Below are 20,615 nucleotides of genomic sequence, written 5' to 3'. Positions count from 1 at the left end.
GCGGGAAGGCGTCCGCGGCGCCGTATACGGAGAGCAGCCGGCGCATCCGGTGGACGGCCAGGTCGGGGTCCGGGAACAGGCCGAGCCCGGCGGCGAGTTCGTGGGCGCGGTGCAGATGGGGCAGCGAGCGGGCCGACTGGAGCCCGCCGACCATGGTGAAGTGCGACTGGTGGCCCGCCAACCAGGCCAGCAGGACGACACCGGTCTTGTAGTAGCGGGTGGGGGCCTGGAAGAGGTGGCGGGCCAACCCGACGGTGGGATCGAGGAGTTGGCGGAAGGCGGCCGGATCGCCGGTGTCGAGGCGGCGGACCGCCTCCGCCGCCAGGGGGGCCAACGGGTCGAAGACGCCGAGCAGGGCGTGGCTGAAGCCCCGGTCGTCGCCCGCGATCAGCTCGGGGTAGTGGAAGTCGTCGCCGGTGTAGCAGCGCACGCCGGGCGGCAGGCGGCGGCGCAGTGCGGTCTCCCGCCGGGCGTCCAGCAGGGAGACCTTGACGCCGTCGACCTTGCCGGGGTGGGCGGCGACGACCGCGAGGAGGGTGTCGGTGGCCGCGTCCAGGTCGGCCGACCCCCAGTAGCCGGCCAGCGCCGGGTCGAACATCGGGCCCAGCCAGTGCAGGACGACCGGTTGGGCAGCCTGGCGGAGGAGGTGGCCGTAGAGGTCCAGGTAGTCCTCGGGGCCGCGGGCCGCGGCGGCGAGCGCCCGGGAGGCCATCAGGACGGCCTGTGCGCCGGCGTCCTCGACGACGGCGAGCTGCTCCTCGTACGCGGCCCGGATCTCGGCGAGCGATCCGCCGGTGAGCTGGTCGGTGCCGGCGCCGCAGACGAGCCGGCCGCCGGCCGCGCGGGCCTCGGCGCCGGAGCGGCGGATCAGTTCGGCGGCGACGGCCCAGTCCAGGCCCATCCCGCGCTGGGCGGTGTCCATCGCCTCGGCCACGCCCAGACCGTGCGACCAGAGGTGGTGGCGGAAGGCGAGGGTGGCGTCCCAGTCGAGGGCGGCCGGCCCGTCCGGTGTGGTGTCGGCGTACGGGTCGGCGACGACGTGGGCGGCGGCGAGGACGGTGCGGGAGCGCACCGGGGGCCGGGCTGCGGGCGCCGCGCCGACCGCGGGCCCGGACGCCGTCCGGCCGGGCGTCGGGGCGGTCACCGGCCCGGCTCCGGGACGTCCAGGCGGCGGCCCTCCGCGGACGACCGGGCGCCCAGTTCGGCGAGTTGGACGCCGCGGGCGCCGGCCGCGAGGTCCCAGCGCCAGGGCTCGTCGCGGACGACGTGGCGCAGGAAGAGCTCCCACTGCGCCTTGAAGCCGTTGTCGAAGTCGGCGTTGTCGGGGACCTCCTGCCACTGCGCGCGGAACGGTTCGGTGGCCGGGAGGTCGGGGTTCCAGACCGGTTTGGGGGTGACGGAGCGGTGCTGCACCCGGCAGCCGCGCAGCCCGGCGACGGCCGACCCCTCGGTGCCGTCCACCTGGAACTCCACGAGTTCGTCGCGGTGCACCCGGACCGCCCAGGAGGAGTTGATCTGCGCGACGATGCCGCCGGCCAGTTGGAACACGGCGTAGGCGGCGTCGTCGGCGGTCGCGTCGTACGGGTCGCCGGACTCGTCCCAGCGGCGCGGGAGGTGGGTGGTCAGTTGCGCCTGGACGGTACGGACCGGGCCGAACAGTTCGTGCAGCACGTACTCCCAGTGCGGGAACATGTCGGCCGCGATGCCGCCGCCGTCCTCGGCCCGGTAGTTCCAGGAGGGGCGCTGGGCCTGCTGCCAGTCGCCCTCGAAGACCCAGTAGCCGAACTCGCCGCGTACCGACAGGATGCGGCCGAAGAAGCCGCCCTCGACGAGGCGGCGGAGTTTGCGCAGACCGGGGAGGAAGAGCTTGTCCTGGACGACGCCGTTCTTGACGCCGGCCTCCTGGGCGAGCCGGGCGAGTTCGAGGGCGCCCGCGAGGCTGCTCGCGGTGGGCTTCTCGACGTAGAGGTGCTTGCCGGCCGCAATCGCTTTCTTCACGGCCTCCTCGCGGGCGGCGGTGATCTGGGCGTCGAAGTAGATCTCGACGGTGTCGTCGGCCAGTACGGCGTCGAGGTCGCACGTCCACTCCGCCAGGCCGTGCCGCTCGGCCAGGGCACGCAGCTTGTGCGGACAGCGGCCGACCAGCACCGGCTCCGGCCGGATGACCGTGCCGTCGTCCAGGGGCAGTCCGCCCTGGTCGCGCAGGGCGAGGAGGGAGCGGACCAGGTGCTGGCGGTAGCCCATGCGCCCGGTCACGCCGTTCATGGCGATGCGTACGGTCCTGCGTGTCACGGCCCGGCCTCTCTGCCCCTCGGGCGGGGCGGATTCCTCGGGGGTGGGTTCCTCGGTGGGTGCCTCGGTGGGGGTCCTCGGGGGTGGGTTCCTCGAAGGGGGACCTCGCGGGTGGGTGCCTCGGCGGGGTCCTCGGTGGCGGCGGGGGGAGCAGCGGCGTGGTGCGGTGCAGTGGCAGTAGGAACGGACAGGCAGTAAGCGCTTTCTACCGTGGCATCAGGGAGCGGTGCCGGAAACAGGGCCGGGGCCGTCGGGGACGCGCGACGACGGTGCCGCCGGCGGACGGGGCGGCGCAGGGGGCCGCCGGGCGGGCCGGCGACATTGCGGGCGGAATCGGTGGTGCGCGGATCGGCCTCGGTTCGCTATCCTTGACTCAGTCAATGGTGAGGGGTCGACGATGACAACCGAAGCACCCCCCGGCACCCCGTCCGGCAGCGGGCCGGGTGCCGCCACCGCGGCGCCCGATCCCGCCGCCGACGTCCGTGAGCTGCGCAGATTCAACCGCTTCTACACGAACCTGATCGGCGCGCTCGACTACGGCCGGCACCTCTACACCCCCTTCACCCTCACCGAGGCGCGGGTGCTCTACGAACTCGCCCACCAGGAGCGGGTGGACGCGGCGGACCTGCGCGCCTCGCTGTCCCTGGACGCCGGCTATCTCAGCCGGCTGCTCGGCAAGTTCGAGCAGCGCGAGCTGATCAGCCGCGGCAGGTCCGAGCAGGACCCGCGCCGCCAGCGGATCACGCTCACCGGCGGCGGCCGGGAGGCGGCCCGGCTCCTGGAGGAGCGCTCCCGGGAGGCCGCGGGCTCACTGCTCCGGCACCTTCCGCCGGCGGACCGGGCCCGCCTGACGGACGCGATGCGGACGATACGCGCGCTGCTCGGCGACGACCCGCCGGCCACCGGCGCGCCGGAACACCCCGAACGACCGGAGCAACCGGCCGCCGCCGAGGGCTCCCCCACGCCCTCCCCCGAGGTCACCCTGCGCCCCACCCGCCCCGGTGACCTCGGCTGGATGGTCGAGCGGAACGCCGCGCTCTACGCCGCCGAGTACGGCTTCGACCTGAGCTACGAGGCACTGGTCGCCCGGATCGTCGCAGAGTACGCCGAGGGGTTCGACCCTCGGTGGGACCACACCTGGATAGCGGAGCTGGGCGGCGCAAGAGCCGGTGCGGTGATGTGCGTACGGGACGGCCGGCCGGGTGTGGCCCGGTTGCGGCTGCTGCTGGTGGAGCCGTCCGCGCGGGGCCACGGCATCGGGCGGCAACTCGTCGACGCCTGTGTCGATTTCGCGCGGGACGCCGGGTACGCGGAGATGGTGCTGTGGACGAATTCCGTCCTCGACGCGGCCCGCCGGATCTACCAGCGGGCCGGCTTCGAGCTGGTCTCGGAGACACCGCACCACAGCTTCGGACAGGACCTGGTCGGCCAGGACTGGCGGCTGTCACTGCGCGGGACGACCAGGTAGGGACGACCACGAAGAGAGGAGCGCGGGCATGAACGGCACGGACGGCACGGAGGGCACGGAGGGCACCGGCGGCGACGGTCCGGGCGGCGGCGGTCCGGGCGGCGGCGCCCCGGCCGGCACCCCGGCCGGCACCCCGGTCGGCGGTCCGGGACGGGCGGTGGCACCCCCGTTGCGCCTGGCGTTCTCCACGCTCGGGGTGCCGGGCATGCCGGTCGCCGACGTGGTGCGACTGGCCGCCGGGGCCGGCTATCAGGGGGTGGAGCTGCGGGCCCATCCGGAGGAGCCGGTGCATCCGCTGCTCGGGCCGCGGGAGCGGGCCGCGGTGCGCGCGGAGTTCGCGGCGGCGGGGGTGGAGATCCTGGCCGTGGCCGGGTACGCCCGGGTCGCGGCCGAGCGGGACGCGGCGGGCGAGGAGGAACTGGCGCACGAGCTGTCCGAGCTGGTGCTGCTCGCCGCGGATCTGGGCGCGCCGTATGTGCGGGTGTTCCCGGGTGGTGAGGAGCGGCCGGCGGACGCGGCGGACGCGGATGCCGCCCGGCGGCTCGCCGCGGTGGCGCCGCTCGCGGCCGAGCGGGGCGTCCGGGTGCTGCTGGAGACCCATGACTCGCACGGCACGGGCGCGGCCGCCGCGCGGGTGCTGGGCCTGGTGGGGCACCGCAGCGTCGGCGCGCTGTGGGACGTGCTGCACACCTGGCGCGGCGCTGAGCGGCCCGCCGACACCCGGGCGGCGCTCGCTCCGTATCTGGGCTATGTGCAGGTCAAGGACGTGGTGTCGGCGGCGGATCCGCGTCCGGTGCCGCTCGGTGCGGGCACCCTGCCGCTGGCGTCCGCGCTGGCCGCGCTCGGGCCGGAACCGGCGGCGGCGCACGGTCCGGTGCCGGCGCCGGAGGGCGGTTACGGCCTGGGGGCGGGCGGCTGGCTGTGCTGGGAGTACGAGAAGCGCTGGTTCCCGGAGGCACCCGAGCTGCCCGGGTTGCTGGCCGCGGGCCGGGAGCATCTGCGGCGGTTGCTCGACGGGGTGGCGGCCGGTGCCTCCGCGGGTGACGCCGCTGCCGGGTCTCCCGCGGTCCCTCCCACAGCCCCGGCCGGCGTGCAAGAGGAGGGCGGCACCCCCGGTCGGAGTGATTGACCGACAATAGTTTTCCGGCTATCCGTGTCTCCTTGGAAGTTTCCTTCAACGAGCCCTTCATCAGGTCGAGGAAGCCCTCCGGAAGGAGCGCGGATGCACTCCAGACGTACCGTTCTGACCACCGCGGCCGGTGCCGTCGCCGCCTGTGCAGCGGGCGCCGGGCCCGCCGTGGCGGCGCCCGTCACCGGGCGCCGGCCCGCCCCCGATGCCGCCGCCCGGGCCCGGCTGCGCCGCCTGATCGCCCGGATGACACCGGAGGAGAAGGTCGGCCAGTTGTTCGTGATGCGGGTCTACGGCCACTCAGCGACCGACCCGGACCCGGCCGACGTGGCCGCCAACCAGAAGGAGATCGGGGTCGCCAACGCGGCGGAACTGATCGCGAAGTACCACGTCGGCGGCATCATCTACTTCGGCTGGGCGCACAACACCCGCGAGCCGCACCAGATCGCCGAGCTGTCCAACGGCATCCAGAAGGCCGCGGCCGCCCAGCGCGTGCCGGTCCCGGTGCTGATCTCCACGGACCAGGAGCACGGCATAGTGGCCCGGGTCGGCGCGCCCGCGACGCTGTTCCCCGGTGCGATGGCGCTCGGCGCCGGCGGCTCCCGCGAGGACGCGCGTACGGCGGGCCGGATCGCCGGTCGGGAGCTGGCCGCGATGGGCATCCGGCAGGACTACGCACCGGACGCGGACGTGAACGTCAACCCGGCCAACCCGGTCATCGGCGTGCGGTCGTTCGGCGCCGACCCGCAGGCGGTGGCCCGGATGGTCGGCGGGCAGGTGAAGGGCTATCAGGAGGGCGGGGTGGCCGCCTGCGCCAAGCACTTCCCGGGGCACGGCGACACCGACACCGACAGCCATGTGGGGCTGCCGTACATCCACCACACCGCCGAGGAGTGGGAGCGGCTGGATGCACCGCCGTTCAGGGCCGCGATCGCCGCGGGCATCGATTCGATCATGACGGCGCACATCGTCGTACCGGCGTTCGACCCGAGCGAGGACCCGGCGACGCTGTCCCGGCCGATCCTCACCGGCCTGCTCCGCGAACGCCTCGGCTACGACGGGGTGGTGGTGACGGACTCGCTGGGCATGGAGGGCGTACGGAAGAAGTACGGCGATGCCCGGGTGCCGGTCCTCGCGCTCAAGGCCGGGGTGGACCAGCTGCTGAACCCGCCGGATCTGTCCCTGGCGCACGGCGCGGTCCTCAAGGCGCTCAAGGACGGGGAACTGTCCGAGCGCGACCTCGACGCGAAGCTGCTGCGGATCCTGCTGCTGAAGCAGCGGCGGGGGGTGTTGGACGACCCGTACACCACTCAGGGCGATGTGGACCGGGTCGTCGGGACGCGGGGCCATCTGGCGTCCGCCGACCGGATCGCGGACCGTACGACGACACTGCTGCGGAACGACGGCGGGGTGCTGCCGTTGTCCCGCCGGCGGGAGCGTCGGGTGCTGGTGGTGGGGGTCGACGCGGCCGCGCCGTCGGGCACCGGCGGTCCGCCCACCGCGGTCCTGGCGCGGGCCCTGGGCGAGCTGGGATTCACGGCCACCGCCCGGTCCACGGGCATGTCGCCGACGCCCCAGCAGATCGACGCGGCGGTGGCGGCGCTCGGCGAGCGGGACGCGGTGGTGGTGGCCACGTACAACGTGACCGCGAACTCGCCGCAGCGGAAGCTGGTCGAGGCGCTGCTGGCCACCGGGAAGCCGGTGGTGCAGCTGGCGGTGCGCAATCCGTACGACATCGCGCAGCTGGACGGCGTCAAGGCGGCGCTGGCGAGCTATTCGTGGACGGACGTGGAGCTGCGGGCGGCGGCCCGGGTGATCGCCGGGCGGCGGGAGCCGGTGGGCCGGCTGCCGGTGGCGATAATGCGCGCCGACGCCCCGGACACGGCGCTGTACCAGATCGGGCACGGCCTGTCGTACTGAGCCGGTGCGGGTGCGGCGCGCTCCCCGTGGTCGCGGGGAGCGCGCCGGCCCGTCGGCCCGTCGGTCCATCGGTCCGCTGGCCCGGCGAGCCTGTCGGCCCGTCAGGGGCGCAGCGTCGGCATCCGGCGGTTCTCCTGCTTGTCCAGCTTCTTGTCGGGCCGGGCCAGCGGGGCGGGGGTGGTGCCCGCGGGCGCCGGCACGCCGGCCCAGGCGAGGAGTTCGGCGGTGGCCTTGGTGCGGTCGGCGTCCTTCAGCTTGGCGATGTTGGAGCCGTGGTTGCCGCCCGGGACGGTGAAGACGTACGCGTCACGGGAGCCCTTGCCGACCTCGAAGTGTTCCGAACTCCACGGATCGTACTGGCCGTTGACGAACATCATGCGCCGGGCGTGGTGGCGCACCCAGCGGTCGACGTCGGGCATCGCGCGCTTGTCGAAGCGCATCGGGATGTCCTTCGGCACGAACGTGCGGGAGTTGTTGATGCCGGGGTACTTCAGCAGGCCGGCCAGGTTCGGGTAGCCGTAGCCGGGTTCACCGAGCTGGGTGCCCGCCTGGTAGTAGTACGGCAGGTAGGGCTCCATGCCCTGGTCGGTGTAGCTGTCGAAGCCGCCGACCTTGTCCATCCACTTCCACAGCTCGTCGGTGGAGACGGTGGGCTTGGGCACCTCGGCGCAGGCGGTCTCGGCGGGCTGGTACTGCCAGAACCCGAACACCAGGTCCGTGACCATGACTTCGTAGGCCCGGTCGGCGCTGCCGGTTTTGGTGAAGGTCTGCTTCTCCTTGTCGGCCCAGTCCTGGAAGCGCTTGACCATCTCGCCGCGGCGCAGCAGTGCCTCGCGTTCGATGGCGGCGAGGTCGGCGCGGCACTGGGCGGTGCCGACGTGCTGGAAGAACCGGTCGTAGGCGGAGTCCTCGTCGTTGTTCACGTCGTTGGGCGCGACGTAGGCGACGGTGCCGTTCATGTCGTGCGGGAAGAAGCGGCGGTAGTAGGTGGCGGTCATGCCGCCCTTGCTGCCGCCGGTGGCGATCCAGTTCTTGCCGTAGATGGCGTGCAGCGCCCGGAAGATGCGGTGCTGGTCGGTGGCGGCCTGCCGGATGTCGAGCTTCTTCCAGTCGGTGGGCGTGGGCCGCGACGGGGTGAAGTACCGGTATTCCAGGGAGACCTGGTTGCCGTCGATGATCTTCGTGGGTTCGCTGCGGGACGGCGTGGTGCTGACGTTGTAGCCGGAGGTGAAGAACACCGTCGGGCGGTCCACGGACTTGTGCAGCACGGTCAGCCGCTGCTGGAAGGTCCCCCTGGCCGGGTGGTCGTGGTCGATCGGCTGGGTGTAGTTCAGGACGAAGTACCGGTAGCCGTCGACCGGCTTCTCCTCGACGAGGCTCATGCCCGGTATCGCGAGGATCCGGTCCTTGATGTCCTTGGTCGTCGGCTCGGCGGCGGTGGCCGCTCCCGCCGAGGCGCTGCCGGCGGTGGCCGTGCCTATGAGCACGGCGAGCGACAGCAGCCATCTGGTGGCCTTGCGCATGCACCCTCCCCTTGGGATTGCAAAGGTCGGCCTGAACCTATCGGCGCACCGGGGGCACCACCAGCCCCCGAGGGCCGTCCGGGGACCGGCGGCCGGGCCGCCGGGGGCAGCGGCGGGCGGCGGGCGGGCCACGGGGGCTCGGGGGCGGCCGGGCCACAGGGGCTCGGGGGGGCGGCGGGTCCGCGGGGGCTCGGGACGGCGGCGGGGCCGCGGGGGTTCGGGGCGGCGGTCGGCCGCATCGGGTCGGCCGGGCCGCTTCCGGAGCGTCAGGCCACCAGTTCCTCTTCCTCGCCCTCGCCGGTGAAGGTGCGCCACAGTTCGGCGTAGCGGCCGTCGCGGGCGAGGAGTTGGGCGTGGCTGCCGTCCTCGGCGATCCGGCCGCGGTCGAGGACCACGACCCGGTCGGCGCGGGCGGCGGTGGTCAGGCGGTGGGCCACGACCAGGGTGGTGCGGCGGCCGACCAAGCGGTCGGTGGCCTGGTTGACGACGGCTTCGGTGGCGAGGTCGAGGGCGGCGGTGGCCTCGTCGAGCAACAGCACGTCCGGGTCGACGAGTTCGGCGCGGGCCAGGGCGAGCAGCTGGCGCTGGCCGGCGGAGAGGTTGCGGCCGCGTTCGGCGACCTCGTGGAGGTAGCCGCCCTCCAGGGTGGCGATCATGGCGTGTGCGCCGACGGCGCGGGCGGCGGCCTCGACCTCGGCGTCGGTGGCGTCGGGGCGGCCGTAGGCGATGGCGTCGCGGACCGTGCCGGCGAAGAGGTACGGCTCCTGGGGGACGACGCCGAGGCGGCGGCGGTAGCCGGTCAGGTCCAGCTCGCGCAGGTCGGTGCCGTCGACGCGGACCGCGCCCGAGGTCGGGTCGTAGAACCGCGCGACCAGCTTGACCAGGGTGGACTTGCCGGCGCCGGTCTCGCCGACGAAGGCCACGGTCTGGCCCGCCGGGACGGTGAGGCTGATCCCGTCCAGCGCGGGCGTGTCCGCCGTCCCGTACCGGAAGTGGACGTCGTCGAAGGTGAGCTCGCCGCGCAGCGCGGGCACCTCGCGGGGGCGTTCGGCGGCGGGCGTGGAGGTCGGCTCGCGCAGCAGCTCCTGGATGCGGCCCAGCGAGACGGAGGCCTGCTGGTAGCCGTCGAAGACCTGGGAGAGCTGCTGGACGGGGGCGAAGAACAGGTCGATGTAGAGCAGGTAGGCGACCAGCGCGCCGGCGGTGAGGGTGCCCGCGCCCACCCGGTCGGCGCCGACGATCAGCACCAGCGCCGCCGCGACGGACGACAGCAGCTGCACGAAGGGGAAGTAGACCGATATCAGGAGCTGGCCGTGGACCCGGGCCCGGCGGTAGGCGTCGCTGCGGGCGGCGAACCGCTCGGCGCCGCTGTTCTCCCGGCGGAACGCCTGGACGATCCGCAGGCCGGCGACGCTCTCCTGGAGGTCGGCGTTGACCGTGCTGATCCGCTCGCGGGCGAGTTCGTACGCCTTGACGCTCTGCTTGCGGAAGAAGTACGTGCCGATGATCAGCGGCGGGAGGGTGGCGAAGACGACCAGGGCCAGCTGGAGGTCGATGGCCAGCAGGGCGACGAGTATGCCGAAGAACGTCAGCATCGAGACCAGGGCGGTGACCAGCCCGGTCTGCAGGAATGTCGACAAGGCGTCAATGTCGGTGGTCATCCTGGTCATGATCTTGCCGGTCAGCTCGCGCTCGTAGTAGTCGAGGCCGAGGCGCTGCAGCTGCGCGAAGATCTTCAGGCGGAGCGCGTACAGCACCCGTTCGCCGGTGCGGCCGGTCATGCGGTTGCCGCCGAACTGGGCGGCCCACTGGGCGAGGACCACGATCAGGGCGAGCGCCGCGGCCGTCCACACGCCGGTCAGCACGCCGCGGCGGACGCCGTCGTCGATGCCCTGCCGGATCAGGACGGGCAGCAGCAGCCCGGCGACGGCGTCGACGGCGACCAGGGCCAGGGCGACGGCCAGCGGGGTGCCGAAGCCGTGCAGCAGCCGGCGCAGGCCGTAGGAGCGCTCGGGGCGGACGGCCTGGTCCTCGTCGACGTCCGGGGTGTCGGCGGCCGGCGGGAGGGCGGCGACCTGGTCGAGCAGGGCGGGGGTCGCGGGCAGGCCGGCGGTCGCGGCGGCCATGCCGGGTCCGGCGGCGGCCGCCGCGCCGGGCGCCACACCGGCCGCGCCGGCCTCGGCGTCCTGTTCGCGGCGGACCCACAGCTCGGGGGTGATGGTGGCGGCGGCCGGCTCGTCGGTCTCCGGTTCGTCGGTGTCGGGTGCGTCGTACGCGTACTCCAGCAGCCCGCTCGCCGCGAATTCGCCGTCGAAGGCGCCGGCCAGCTCGCCCGCCGGGTCCCGCTCGATGCCGCCCAGCTCCTCCGGGTCGGTCAGCAGCTCGCGGTAGAGCGGACATCGCTCCGCCAGCTCCTCCTGGGTGCCGACGTCGACCAGGTGCCCGCCGTCGAGGACGGCGACCCGGTCGGCGAGCGCCAGGGTGGAGGCGCGGTGCGCGATGAGCAGGGTGGTGCGGCCCGCCATGACGCCGCGCAGCGCCTCGTGGATCTCGTGCTCGACGCGGGCGTCGACGGCGGAGGTGGCGTCGTCGAGGACCAGCAGCCGGGGGTCGGTGAGGATCGCACGGGCCAGGGCGATGCGCTGCCGCTGGCCGCCGGAGAGGGTCAGGCCCTGCTCGCCGACCTCGGTGTCGTAGCCGTCGGGGAGCTCGGAGATGAAGCCGTCGGCCTGCGCGGCGCGGGCCGCGGCCCGGATCTCGGCGTCGGTGGCGCCGGGGTTGCCGTAGGCGATGTTGTCGCGCACGGAGTCGGAGAACAGGAAGCTGTGCTCGGGGACCAGGCCGATGGCGGCGCGCAGTGAGGCGAGGGTGAGGTCGCGGACGTCGTGGCCGCCGACCAGGACGCGGCCGGCGGTGACGTCGTAGAAGCGGGGCAGCAGCAGTGAGACGGTGGATTTGCCGCTGCCGGACGTACCGACCACGGCGACCGTCTCGCCGGGCTCGATGCGCAGGGAGAAGCCGTCGAGGACCGGGCGGGTGCCGTCGCCGGTGCCGTAGCCGAAGGTCACCTTGTCGAACTCGACGCTGGCCGGGACGTCGGCGGGCAGCTCATGGGCGTCCGGCCGTTCGGTCAGCGCCGGTTCGGTGTCGATGAGTTCGTAGACCCGCTCGACGCCGGCCCGGGCCTGTTGTCCGACGGTCAGCATCATCGCGAGCATCCGGACCGGGCCGACCAGCTGCGCGAGGTAGGTGGAGAAGGCGACGAAGGTGCCGAGGGTGACCTGGCCGCGGGTGGCCATCCAGCCGCCGAGCGCCAGCATCGCGACCTGGCCGAGGGCGGGGACGGCCTGCAGGGCGGGGGTGTAGCGGGCATTGAGGCGGACCGTGCGCAGCCGGCCGGCGAAGAGCCGGCGGCCGGCCTCGCGGAGCTTGCCGGTCTCCTGCTCCTCCTGGCCGAAGCCCTTGACGACCCGGACGCCGGAGACCGCGCCGTCCACCACACCGGCGACCGCGGCCGCCTGGCCCTGGGCGTACCAGGTGGCGGGGAAGAGCCGGGCGCGGCTGCGCTTGGCGATGAACCACAGGGCGGGCGCGACGGCCAGCGCGATGACCGTGAGGAGCGGGGAGAGCACCGCCATCACGACCAGGGAGATCACGAACAGCAGGACGTTCCCGATCATCATCGGGAGCATGAACAGCAGGCTCTGGATCAGCTGGAGGTCACTGGTGGCGCGGCCGACGACCTGGCCGGTGCTCAGCTCGTCCTGACGGCGGCCGTCGAGCCGGGATATCGCGCCGTACATACGGGTGCGCAGGTCGTGCTGGAGGTCCAGGGCGAGGCGTCCGCCGTAGAAGCGGCGGAGGTAGGTGAGGACGTAGACGGCCACGGCGGCGGCGACCAGCAGGCTCGCCCAGGGGGCGAGGGCCCGCCGGTGGCTGACGATGACGTCGTCGATGATCAGTTTCGGCACGAGCGGGACCAGGGCCAGCACGGCCATCCCGGCCAGTGAGGCCCCGAGGGCGAGCAGCACGTCCTTCCGGTACTGCCAGCAGTCCCGGGTCAGCCGCCGTGCCCAGCCGGCTCCTGCCCTGTCCGCGTCCGTCCCCGCCACCCGGTGCCTCCCACGCCTCGACGTCTACCGCAAGGCACCAACACCACCCGGTATGAATTTCATCCCGCTGCACCAAACCAGCGGTTGCGTACCGGATCGTGCGCCGTGCGCAGCACGCCGTGCGCCGGCCGGCCCGGAGGGGCCGGCCGGCGCACGGCGTGCAATCGGGAGCCGCGGTCAAGCAGCCTGACCAGGTGGGTCGGTCAGTTCAGCCGCTGCACGGTCAGCTCCGAGATGCCCGGGTGCGGCCGCGGCTTCCCGTCGGCCGCCGGCGTCCGGTCGCCGTGCACCGTGACCCGGACGTACCGGAACGGGCCGTGGCCGGCCGAGCCGGCGCCCGTCCAGTGCGTGCCGTCCCGCGACACCTGGACGAGGAAGGACTTCGGGCGGGCCGAGGTCCAGTGCGGGGTGATCTTCCCGATCCGGGTGGGGCGGCCGAGATCGACGGTGAGGGTGCCGTCCGCCGAGCCGGGCACCCAGCCCGTGGTGGCGTTGCCGTCCACCGCGCCGACCGCGTACATCCCGGGCTCCTCGGAGGTCGCCCTCGCCGGGGTGCAGCGGGCGGCGTTCGTGGTGGCCGCGAGGTCGGGCCGGCGGGTCTTGAGGACGGCCGGTACGCCGCGGCTGACGATCTGCTCGCCCTGCGGCGACTCGATCCGCATCGGCGCCCCCGAGGTCAGCCGCACCGTGGTCTGGTGCGCGCCGATCGCGAGGTCGTAGGTCCGGCCCTGCCAGTGCAGTCCGCGCAGGGTGACGCCGTCGGCGAGCTGCGGCGGCAGCAGCGGGTCGAGGTGCACCCGGTCCTCGCGCAGCCGCAGCCCGGTCAGGCCGTTGGTGAAGGTCTGCAGGAAGCCGCCCTTGCCGGTGAGGAAGTCCTGTGCCGGCCGGCCGGCGTGCGGGTCGTCGGCGCCGGCCTTGTTGCCGCGCGCCTCGGAGAACTGCGCGAACGGACCGCGCACGAACGGCTTGATGGAGCGGAGCAGGTAGGTGTACGTGGAGCAGCCGGCCTCGCCGATGCCCGCGGCGTCGATGGCGTGCACCGAGTCGGTCATGGCCGGGCCGTCCGGGTCGGTGTGCGCGGCGTAGAAGTCCAGCGTGCGGGCCGCCTTGGCCTGCGACATCGGCCATTCCAGCGGGTACATCAGCAGCACGGTGTCGGCCTGCTTGATGGTGGTGCCCTGGTAGCCGGCGTACTGCTCGAAGACCTTCTTCTTCGCGTCGTAGGGAATGCGCAGCTTGTCGGCGAGGGTGTTCCAGGAGGCCGGGGCGTGCTCGCCGAGGACGGCGGCGATCCGGGTGGCGTGGCGCAGGGCGGTGGCGGCGCCGGCGTTGGTGAAGACGCCGTCGTTGACCCCGTTGCTGTACTCGTCGGGCCCGGCGACGTTCTTGACCGAGTAGCTGCCGTCGGTGTTGCGGGTGGCCCGGGAGGCCCAGAACTCGGCGATGCCCTTCAGGACCGGCCAGCCGCGCGAGCGCAGCCAGGCGGTGTCCTTGGTGGCGAGGTAGTACTGCCAGGTGGCGAGGGAGATGTCGCCCATCAGGTGGTTCTGGGTCTTGCAGTGCGGCGGGTCCCAGCTGTGACACTCGTTCCACAGGTCGCCCTTGCTGCCGCTGGTCCAGGCGTAGAACAGTCCCTTGTAGCCGAGCTTGCGGGCGTTCTCGCGGGCGCCGGCGCGGGTCCGGTAGCGGTAGTCGACGATCGACCGGGCGAGGTCGGGGTGGGTGGCGAGCAGGCCCGGGTACATCCAGGTCTCGGCGTCCCAGAAGATCTCACCGGCGTAGTTGTCGCTGGTCAGGCCGGTGGGCCCGATGCTGTTGCGGCTGCCGGCGCGGACGCTGGAGAGCAGGCCGTACTGCGCCGAGCGGACCCAGGTCTGCAGCTCGCGCTGCCCCTCGACCTCGATGTCGCTGCGCCAGAGCTGCCGCCAGGCGGCGGTGTGCCGGGCGAACAGCTGCTGCCAGCCGAGCCGGGCGGCCCGGCGGGAGGCGGCGTCGGCGGCGGCGCGCGGGTGGCGGGAGGTGAGCGCGGTGTCCACGCCGACGTACTTGGCCAGTTCGTACGAGCGGCCGCTGCGGACCGGGAAGGTGACCTGCTGGCGGTTGCTGAGGGAGGCGGCCCGGCCGGAGCGCGGGGCCTGCCGGGGCGCGGCGGCCCGGACGCCGGGGCCGGGGCGCAGGGTGGAGGCCACCGCGCCCTCGGTGCGGGTGCCGTCCGTGCGGAAGCCGACGTCCATGGTTCCGCCGGACGTGTCCTTGGAGGCGGAAGGTGTGCCGGAGGCCGTCATCCGGCGGGCGCCGCGGCCGTCGAGGGCGTCGGTGACGGTGGCGGCGCCGCTCCAGTGGGGCGTCATGCGCAGCCGTACGGCGCCGGTGTGCGCGTCGGTGCGGTCGGTGAGCACGTCGTAGACCAGGTCGGTGCGCCGGCCGTCGGCGGCCGTCCAGGTCAGCGAGGTGCGGACGAAGCCGCAGCGCAGCGAGAGGGACTGGCGGTAGTGCGATATCCGGCCGGGTGCGGTGTCCGAGGAGAAGGTGTCGGGGTGGGCGCCGCCGGTGCCGACGTTCAGCGTGGTCCAGGTGGGGAGCGCGGCGATGGCCTGGCGGCCCTGGACGTTCTTGGGGCCCTTGGCGTAGAGCCCGGAGACGAAGGAGCCGTCGTACGCGGGCGTCTTCAGGGGCCAGCCGGTCTCCCCGCCGGGGGCCGCGTAGCCGGTGCCGTTGGGCGGTACGCGCTGGCCGAGGTAGCCGTTGCCGACGAAGGCGTGGTAGCTGTCCGCCGGGTCGATCTTGCCGGAGGTGGCGGTCCAGCCGTCGCGGTCGTGGCCGGTCAGGCAGGGGCCGTGCGGGCCGGTGTCCGGTTCCGGTGGCGGCCCCCCGGACGGGGCGGCGGCCGAGGCGGAGACCGGTGCGAGGACCGCGACCAGGGCGGCCGCGAGGAGCGGCGCGAGGGTCTTGCGGGAGCGGCGGGCGGTGCGGCCGGGAGGCGGTCCGGCCGGGTCGCGGGAGGGCAGGCGGGCGGGGTGACGTGTCGAATCTTCCATGGTTCTCCGTCATCCATGAAGAGCCCGTGCCGCGGGTCCGCGCCACGGGCACCACGTGAACATCATCAGGCCCCCGCCATGTCGGCACCATAAGCCGAGTCCCCCGTTCGGGTCACGGCCCCAAACGGAGCAAATAACCCGGGACGCGCCCCGTTCGCCGTTCCCGCGTCCGCCGAAGCCGGCCGATTGGTCAAAAGGGCCCCGGGTACGGCACACTTTTAGACTGACCAGTCAGATCAAATGGGGAGGGGTTGTGAACACCACCCGCAAGGGGGCGGCGGTCCACGCCACGGGGATAGGAGTGCGGGGCCCACGCGGCTGGGCCTTCCGGGGCGTCGACATCACCGCCGAGCCGGGCTCACTGATCGCCGTCGAGGGCCCCTCGGGCTCCGGGCGCACCTGCCTGCTGCTCGCCCTGACCGGCCGGATGCGGATCACCGAGGGCTCGGCCGTGGTCGCCGGCTTCCCGCTGCCCAAGCGGATGGGCACGGTCCGCGGGCGTACCGCGCTCGCCCACGTCCCGGGCGTCGCCGACCTGGAACCGGCCCTCACCGTCGGCGAACACCTCAAGGAACAGGCCCTGTTGGCCCGCCGGAGCACCAACTCCCCGGCCGGGCTGCTGCCGTGGGGCAAGCGGCACAGGGAGGCCACCCGGGCCCGGATCGACGCCGCGCTGGCGGTCGCCGGACTCGACCCCGACACCCTCCCCAAGGGCCTGCGGACCACCGTCCGCGACCTGGAACGGCTTCAGGCCCTGCGGCTGTCGATCGCGCTCGCGGTCATGCAGGACCCGCAGCTGCTCGCCGTCGACGACGTCGACCTCAAGCTGTCCCCGGCCGAACGCGGCCTGGCCTGGCAGCTGTTGCGGGACCTCGCGCTGGCCGGCATCACCGTGGTGGCGGCCGGCAGCGACGCCCCCGCGGACGCGCTGACCGTCCGCACCACGGCTGCGGGCACGGCAGGGCCCGCGGACACCGCACGACCCGCGACCACCGCACGGCCCGCGGACCCCGCCCCGGACCAGGACGGCCCGGAGACCACCCCCCACACCACCGAGGAGGAAGCGGCGCATGCGTTCGCCGAAGCTGGCCGCGCTTGAGCTCAGGCGTTTCGGCCGGGGGAAGCTGCCCCGGATCGGGCTGGTCACCCTGATGCTGATCCCCCTGCTCTACGGGGCGCTGTACCTCTGCTCCTTCTGGGACCCCTACGCCCGCCTGGACAAGATCCCGGTGGCGCTGGTCAACGACGACCGGGGCGCCACCGCCGGCGGCAAGAAGATCACCGCCGGCGACGAACTGGCCAAGAGCGTCAAGGACAGCAAGACCTTCGACTGGGAGGAGGTCAGCGCCGAGGACGCCGCCAAGGGCGTCGAGGACGGCACGTACTACCTCTCCCTGACCGTCCCGGCGAACTTCAGCGAGCGGCTCGCCTCCAGCTCCGGCGACGACCCGCAGACCGGCGCCCTCCAGGTCCGCACGAACGACGCCAACAACTACGTCGTCGGCTCGATCTCCAAGACGGTCTTCTCCGAGATCCGCGCGAAGACCTCGGCGACGTCGACCCGCGGCATGCTCGACAAGATCTTCGTGTCCTTCTCCGACCTGCACGACAAGACGGCCGAGGCCGCCGACGGCGCGGGGAAGGTCGACGACGGGGTCGGCACCGCGAAGGAGAAGACCGGCGAACTGGCCGACGGGCTGGGGAAGCTGGACGACGGCTCGGGTGAACTGCACGACAAGGCCGGCCAGCTCAGCCGGGGCGCCGGAGCCGTCGACCAGGGCGCCAAGCGCGTCAGCAAGGGCGCGGCGGGCGCCAGCGCGAAGGCCCAGGAGCTGAGCCGGGGCGCCGGCCGGGTCGCGGACGGCACCCAGCAGCTCGCCGACAAGGTCTCGGGCCTCGCCCGCAAGGACCTGCCGTTCCTGCGCGAGCACGGCGCGGAGATCGGCGAGAAGGCACAGATCGTCGCCGACCTCAGCCAGCGGCTCGACGCCGACCTCAGCAAGCTCCCCGGGGACTCGGCCAAGGCCGCCGAGCAGGCCCGTACGAACGCCGACAACGCCGCTGACCTGTACCGGGAGCGCTGCGGCGGGCTCGTCTCCACCGACACCGACTGCGCCAAGCTCAAGGGCATCGCGACCGGCACCGCCGCCGCGGCCGACCTGGCGGAGAAGGTCAACGACACCATCGCCCGCACCGACTTCGCCCAGTGGCACCAGAAGCTGCGCGAGCTGCACCGGGGCGCGGTGCTGGTCGCCCGGCAGGCGCCGGGCATCGCCGACCGGGCCGACACCGCCGTCGGCCAGATCAACGCGCTCAACACCGGTGCGCAGAAGGTCTCCCAGGGTGCGGCCCTGTTCGCCGACAAGCTCGGTGAGCTCGCCGACGGGGCAGGCAAGGTCGCCGACGGCACCGGCAAGGTCGCCGACGGCAACCGCCGGCTGACCGACGGCGCGGGCGAGCTGCACGACAAGCTCGGCACCGCCGCAGACGGCGCCGAGAAGCTCACCGGCGGCCTGTTCAAGCTCAAGGACGGCACCAACGAGCTGGCCGACGGGCTGCACAGCGGCGTCAGCAAGATCCCCGACTACGACAAGAAGGACCGCGACGCCCGCACCGAGGTGATGGCCGACCCGGTCGCCCTGGCCGCCAAGTCGCTGCACAAGGCGCCCAATTACGGCACCGGCCTCGCGCCGTACTTCATCCCGCTGTCCCTCTGGGTCGGCGCGATGGTCGCCTTCATGCTGCTGCAGCCGCTGGGCAAGCGCGCGCTGGCCGCGGGCGCCCCCGGCTGGCGGATCGCCCTCGGCTCCTGGCTGCCGGCCTTCGCCATCGGCGTCGTCCAGGTGCTGGCCCTGATGGCCGTGCTCCACTGGGGCCTCGGTCTCCAGATGACCCGCCCGGCCGCCACCATCGGCTTCCTGGTGCTGGCCACGGCCGCGTTCACCGCCATCATCCAGCTGCTGAGCGCCTTCTTCGGCCCGGCCGGCCGGGTGCTCACCCTGGTCGTGCTGATGCTCCAGCTGACCTCGGCGGGCGGCACCTACCCGGTGCAGACCAGCCCCGGCTTCTTCGCCGCCCTGCACCCCTTCCTGCCGATGAGCTACGTCGTCGACGGGCTGCGCAAGCTGATCACCGGCGGCGACCCGGCCGTCGTCTGGCAGGGCAGCGCGGTCCTCGCCGCCTTCACCCTCGGTGCCCTGGCCCTCACCGCCCTCGCGGCGCGCAGCCGCCAGGTCGTACGGATGAAGGACCTGCATCCGGAGCTCAGCCTCTAGGAAGCCTGCTCGGAAGTACCCGCGGTGCGGTGCCGGTCCTCCGGCACCGCACCTGCGCGTTCGGGCCCCGAAAGTCCGGCGCCGGCCCGGTGGGGCCCGGCGGGGCCCGGCGTCAGGCCGGCAGGTGCGTCGGTGCGAACATCTGCAGCCGGGCCGGCAGGACGACGACCGAGGGGCCGGGGGCGGCGAGCGCCGCGGCCAGGTCCGCGTCCAGCCGTTCGGGGGTGGTCCTGACCGCGGGCACGCCGAACGACTCGGCCAGGGCGACGAAGTCCGGGCGGGTCAGTTCGGTGCCGGTGGCCTCGCCAAAGGCGTCCGTCATGTACGCGCGCAGGATGCCGTAGCCGCCGTCGTCCACGATCAGCCAGGTCACCGGCAGGCCGTACTGGCGGGCGGTGGCCAGCTCGGCGATCGAGTACATGGCGCCGCCGTCCCCCGACACCGCCAGGACCGGGCGGGTGGGGTCCGCGGCCGCCGCGCCGAGCGCCGCCGGGAAGCCGTAGCCGAGGCCGCCGGCGCCCTGCGCGGAGTGCATGGTGTTCACGCCCTCGGGATCGAAGGCCGACCACGCCCAGTACGCCAGGATCGTCATGTCCCAGAAGGACGGGGAGTCGGCGGGCAGCGCGCGGCGGACGGCGGCCAGCACGTCCTGTTCCAGGGTCAGTTCCTGGGCGGCGATGCGGGCCGCGACCTTCGCCAGCAGCTCCCGCACCCGCAGCGGCGCCGACTCGTCCGTGCGCTCCCCCACCGTCTCCAGCAGGGCCCGGAGCGCCTGCCGGGCGTCCGCGTGGATGCCCAGCGCGGCGTGGTTGGACTCCAGCTTGCCGAGGTCCGCCTCGATCTGGACGACCCGGCCACGCGGCCGGAACGTGTGGTAGTTCGAGGAGAGTTCGCCCAGACCGGACCCGACGACCAGCAAGGTGTCGGCGTCCTCCAGGAAGTCGGTGGTGTGCCGGTCCTCCAGCCAGGACTGCAGCGAGAGCGGATGCTCCCAGGGGAACGCGCCCTTGCCGCCGAACGTCGTGGCCACCGGCGCCCGCAGCCGCTCGGCCAGCGCCAGCAGCTCCGCCTCGGCCCCGGCCCGTACGACCCCGCCGCCGGCCAGGATCACCGGACGACGGGCCCCGGTCAGCCGCTCGGCGGCGGCACGGACCAGCTCCGGCCGGGGCGCGGGGACCCGCGGAGCCACGGCGAGGCCGGCCACCGGCGGCACGTCGACCGGCGCCAGCAGCACGTCCTGCGGGATCTCCAGCCACACCGGGCCGTGCGGCGCGCCCCTCGCCGACTCCCAGGCGGCGGCCACCGCCGACGGGATCTGGGAGGCGGTACGGACGGTGTGGACCGACTTCACCACGTCCCGGAACGCGGCGCTCTGGTCGGTGAGTTCATGCAGATAGCCGTGCCGGCCGCCACCGATCCCGGCCAGCGGGACCTGGCTGCCGATCGCCAGGACGGCGGCGGAGCCGGCCGCCGCCTCCTGCAGCGCGGGCAGCGTCATCAGCGCACCGGGCCCGGTGGAGACCAGCAGCGGCGCGACCCCGTGCGTCACCCGGGCGTAGGCGTCGGCGGCGAAGCCGGCGTTGTTCTCCACCCGCAGCCCCACGTACCGCAGCGCGGAACGGCGCAGCGCGTCGAACACCCCGAGCGCGTGCTGGCCCGGCAGCCCGAAGACGGTCTGCGCGCCGAGCACGGCCAGCGACTCGACGACCAGGTCGCCGCCGGTGCGCGGGGGGTCCGTCGGGGACGGGGCGGGGGCGGCTGCGGATGCGGTGGTGCTCATGGCGAAGTGACTCTCCGTCTGTCGGCGGGTGCTTCGAGGCGTCTCGGCGGGGGCGCGGGGTCGGGGGCGCGGGGTCGG

Annotated in this window: 10 protein-coding genes and 1 pseudogene; 5 read left to right on the top strand and 6 right to left on the bottom strand. The window is 73.8% G+C overall.

What is annotated here, in order from left to right:
• Nucleotides 1-19 precede the first annotated feature (19 nt).
• Together AB0G35_RS14050 and AB0G35_RS14045 are read right to left on the bottom strand one after the other, a co-directional pair.
• Nucleotides 20-1,144, bottom strand: a pseudogene (locus AB0G35_RS14050) (dihydrodipicolinate synthase family protein); the annotation flags it as partial.
• Nucleotides 1,141-2,292 carry a Gfo/Idh/MocA family oxidoreductase gene (locus AB0G35_RS14045; RefSeq protein ID WP_360948176.1) on the bottom strand — a complete coding sequence of 384 codons (1,152 nt, stop codon included), beginning with the start codon at nt 2,290-2,292 and terminating at the stop codon, nt 1,141-1,143. The gene AB0G35_RS14045 and the pseudogene AB0G35_RS14050, both read right to left, overlap by 4 nt.
• Nucleotides 2,293-2,689: 397 nt before the next feature.
• Here AB0G35_RS14045 and AB0G35_RS14040 point away from each other — a divergent pair, with 397 nt between their 5' ends.
• The 3 genes from AB0G35_RS14040 to AB0G35_RS14030 all read left to right on the top strand — a co-directional run bounded on the left by AB0G35_RS14040 (nt 2,690) and on the right by AB0G35_RS14030 (nt 6,809).
• The gene (locus AB0G35_RS14040) at nt 2,690-3,760 is read left to right on the top strand and encodes a helix-turn-helix domain-containing GNAT family N-acetyltransferase (protein ID WP_360948174.1); all 1,071 of its coding nucleotides are present in this window, start codon (nt 2,690-2,692) and stop codon (nt 3,758-3,760) included.
• A 169-nt stretch (nt 3,761-3,929) separates the two neighbouring features.
• The gene (locus AB0G35_RS14035; protein WP_360948246.1) at nt 3,930-4,889 is read left to right on the top strand and encodes a sugar phosphate isomerase/epimerase; all 960 of its coding nucleotides are present in this window, start codon (nt 3,930-3,932) and stop codon (nt 4,887-4,889) included.
• 93 nt (nt 4,890-4,982) lie between these two features.
• Nucleotides 4,983-6,809 (top strand): glycoside hydrolase family 3 protein, encoded by a 1,827-nt coding sequence (locus AB0G35_RS14030; protein WP_360948172.1) that lies wholly within the window; start codon nt 4,983-4,985, stop codon nt 6,807-6,809.
• Nucleotides 6,810-6,910: 101 nt separating this feature from the next.
• Here the strand turns inward: AB0G35_RS14030 and AB0G35_RS14025 are convergent, their stop codons facing one another.
• The 3 genes from AB0G35_RS14025 to AB0G35_RS14015 all read right to left on the bottom strand — a co-directional run bounded on the left by AB0G35_RS14025 (nt 6,911) and on the right by AB0G35_RS14015 (nt 15,482).
• Nucleotides 6,911-8,332, bottom strand: a complete 1,422-nt coding sequence (locus AB0G35_RS14025; RefSeq protein ID WP_360948170.1) for a S28 family serine protease — start codon at nt 8,330-8,332, stop codon at nt 6,911-6,913.
• 266 nt (nt 8,333-8,598) lie between these two features.
• Nucleotides 8,599-12,444, bottom strand: coding sequence for an ABC transporter ATP-binding protein (locus AB0G35_RS14020; protein WP_360948168.1), 3,846 nt, complete (start codon nt 12,442-12,444; stop codon nt 8,599-8,601).
• A gap of 203 nt (nt 12,445-12,647) precedes the next feature.
• Nucleotides 12,648-15,482: a discoidin domain-containing protein gene (locus AB0G35_RS14015; RefSeq protein ID WP_360948166.1), complete on the bottom strand. Its 2,835-nt coding sequence runs from the start codon at nt 15,480-15,482 to the stop codon at nt 12,648-12,650.
• 253 nt (nt 15,483-15,735) lie between these two features.
• On the opposite strand from AB0G35_RS14015, the gene AB0G35_RS14010 reads away from it, so the two are divergent.
• Nucleotides 15,736-16,581: an ATP-binding cassette domain-containing protein gene (locus AB0G35_RS14010; RefSeq protein ID WP_360948164.1), complete on the top strand. Its 846-nt coding sequence runs from the start codon at nt 15,736-15,738 to the stop codon at nt 16,579-16,581.
• Nucleotides 16,553-18,757 (top strand): YhgE/Pip domain-containing protein, encoded by a 2,205-nt coding sequence (locus tag AB0G35_RS14005; RefSeq protein ID WP_360948162.1) that lies wholly within the window; start codon nt 16,553-16,555, stop codon nt 18,755-18,757. Before AB0G35_RS14010 ends, AB0G35_RS14005 begins: the two co-directional genes overlap by 29 nt.
• A 112-nt stretch (nt 18,758-18,869) precedes the next feature.
• Here AB0G35_RS14005 and AB0G35_RS14000 read toward each other — a convergent pair whose 3' ends face one another.
• Nucleotides 18,870-20,537 carry a thiamine pyrophosphate-binding protein gene (locus AB0G35_RS14000; protein ID WP_360948160.1) on the bottom strand — a complete coding sequence of 556 codons (1,668 nt, stop codon included), beginning with the start codon at nt 20,535-20,537 and terminating at the stop codon, nt 18,870-18,872.
• Nucleotides 20,538-20,615: the final 78 nt, after the last annotated feature.

The organism is Streptomyces sp. NPDC021749 (genome assembly GCF_040640655.1).
GTDB lineage: Bacteria > Actinomycetota > Actinomycetes > Streptomycetales > Streptomycetaceae > Streptomyces.
The sequence above is the reverse complement of the archived record's forward strand: the minus strand, read 5'-3'. Positions and strand labels throughout refer to the sequence as shown.

Excerpts from the sequence above, each read along its gene's own strand:
- AB0G35_RS14040 (WP_360948174.1), top strand. The coding sequence starts at position 2,690 with ATGACAACCGAAGCACCCCCCGGCACCCCGTCCGGCAGCGGGCCGGGT.
- AB0G35_RS14030 (WP_360948172.1), top strand. The coding sequence starts at position 4,983 with ATGCACTCCAGACGTACCGTTCTGACCACCGCGGCCGGTGCCGTCGCC.
- AB0G35_RS14025 (WP_360948170.1), bottom strand. The coding sequence starts at position 8,332 with ATGCGCAAGGCCACCAGATGGCTGCTGTCGCTCGCCGTGCTCATAGGC.
- AB0G35_RS14015 (WP_360948166.1), bottom strand. The coding sequence starts at position 15,482 with ATGGAAGATTCGACACGTCACCCCGCCCGCCTGCCCTCCCGCGACCCG.
- AB0G35_RS14005 (WP_360948162.1), top strand. The coding sequence starts at position 16,553 with ATGCGTTCGCCGAAGCTGGCCGCGCTTGAGCTCAGGCGTTTCGGCCGG.
- AB0G35_RS14000 (WP_360948160.1), bottom strand. The coding sequence starts at position 20,537 with ATGAGCACCACCGCATCCGCAGCCGCCCCCGCCCCGTCCCCGACGGAC.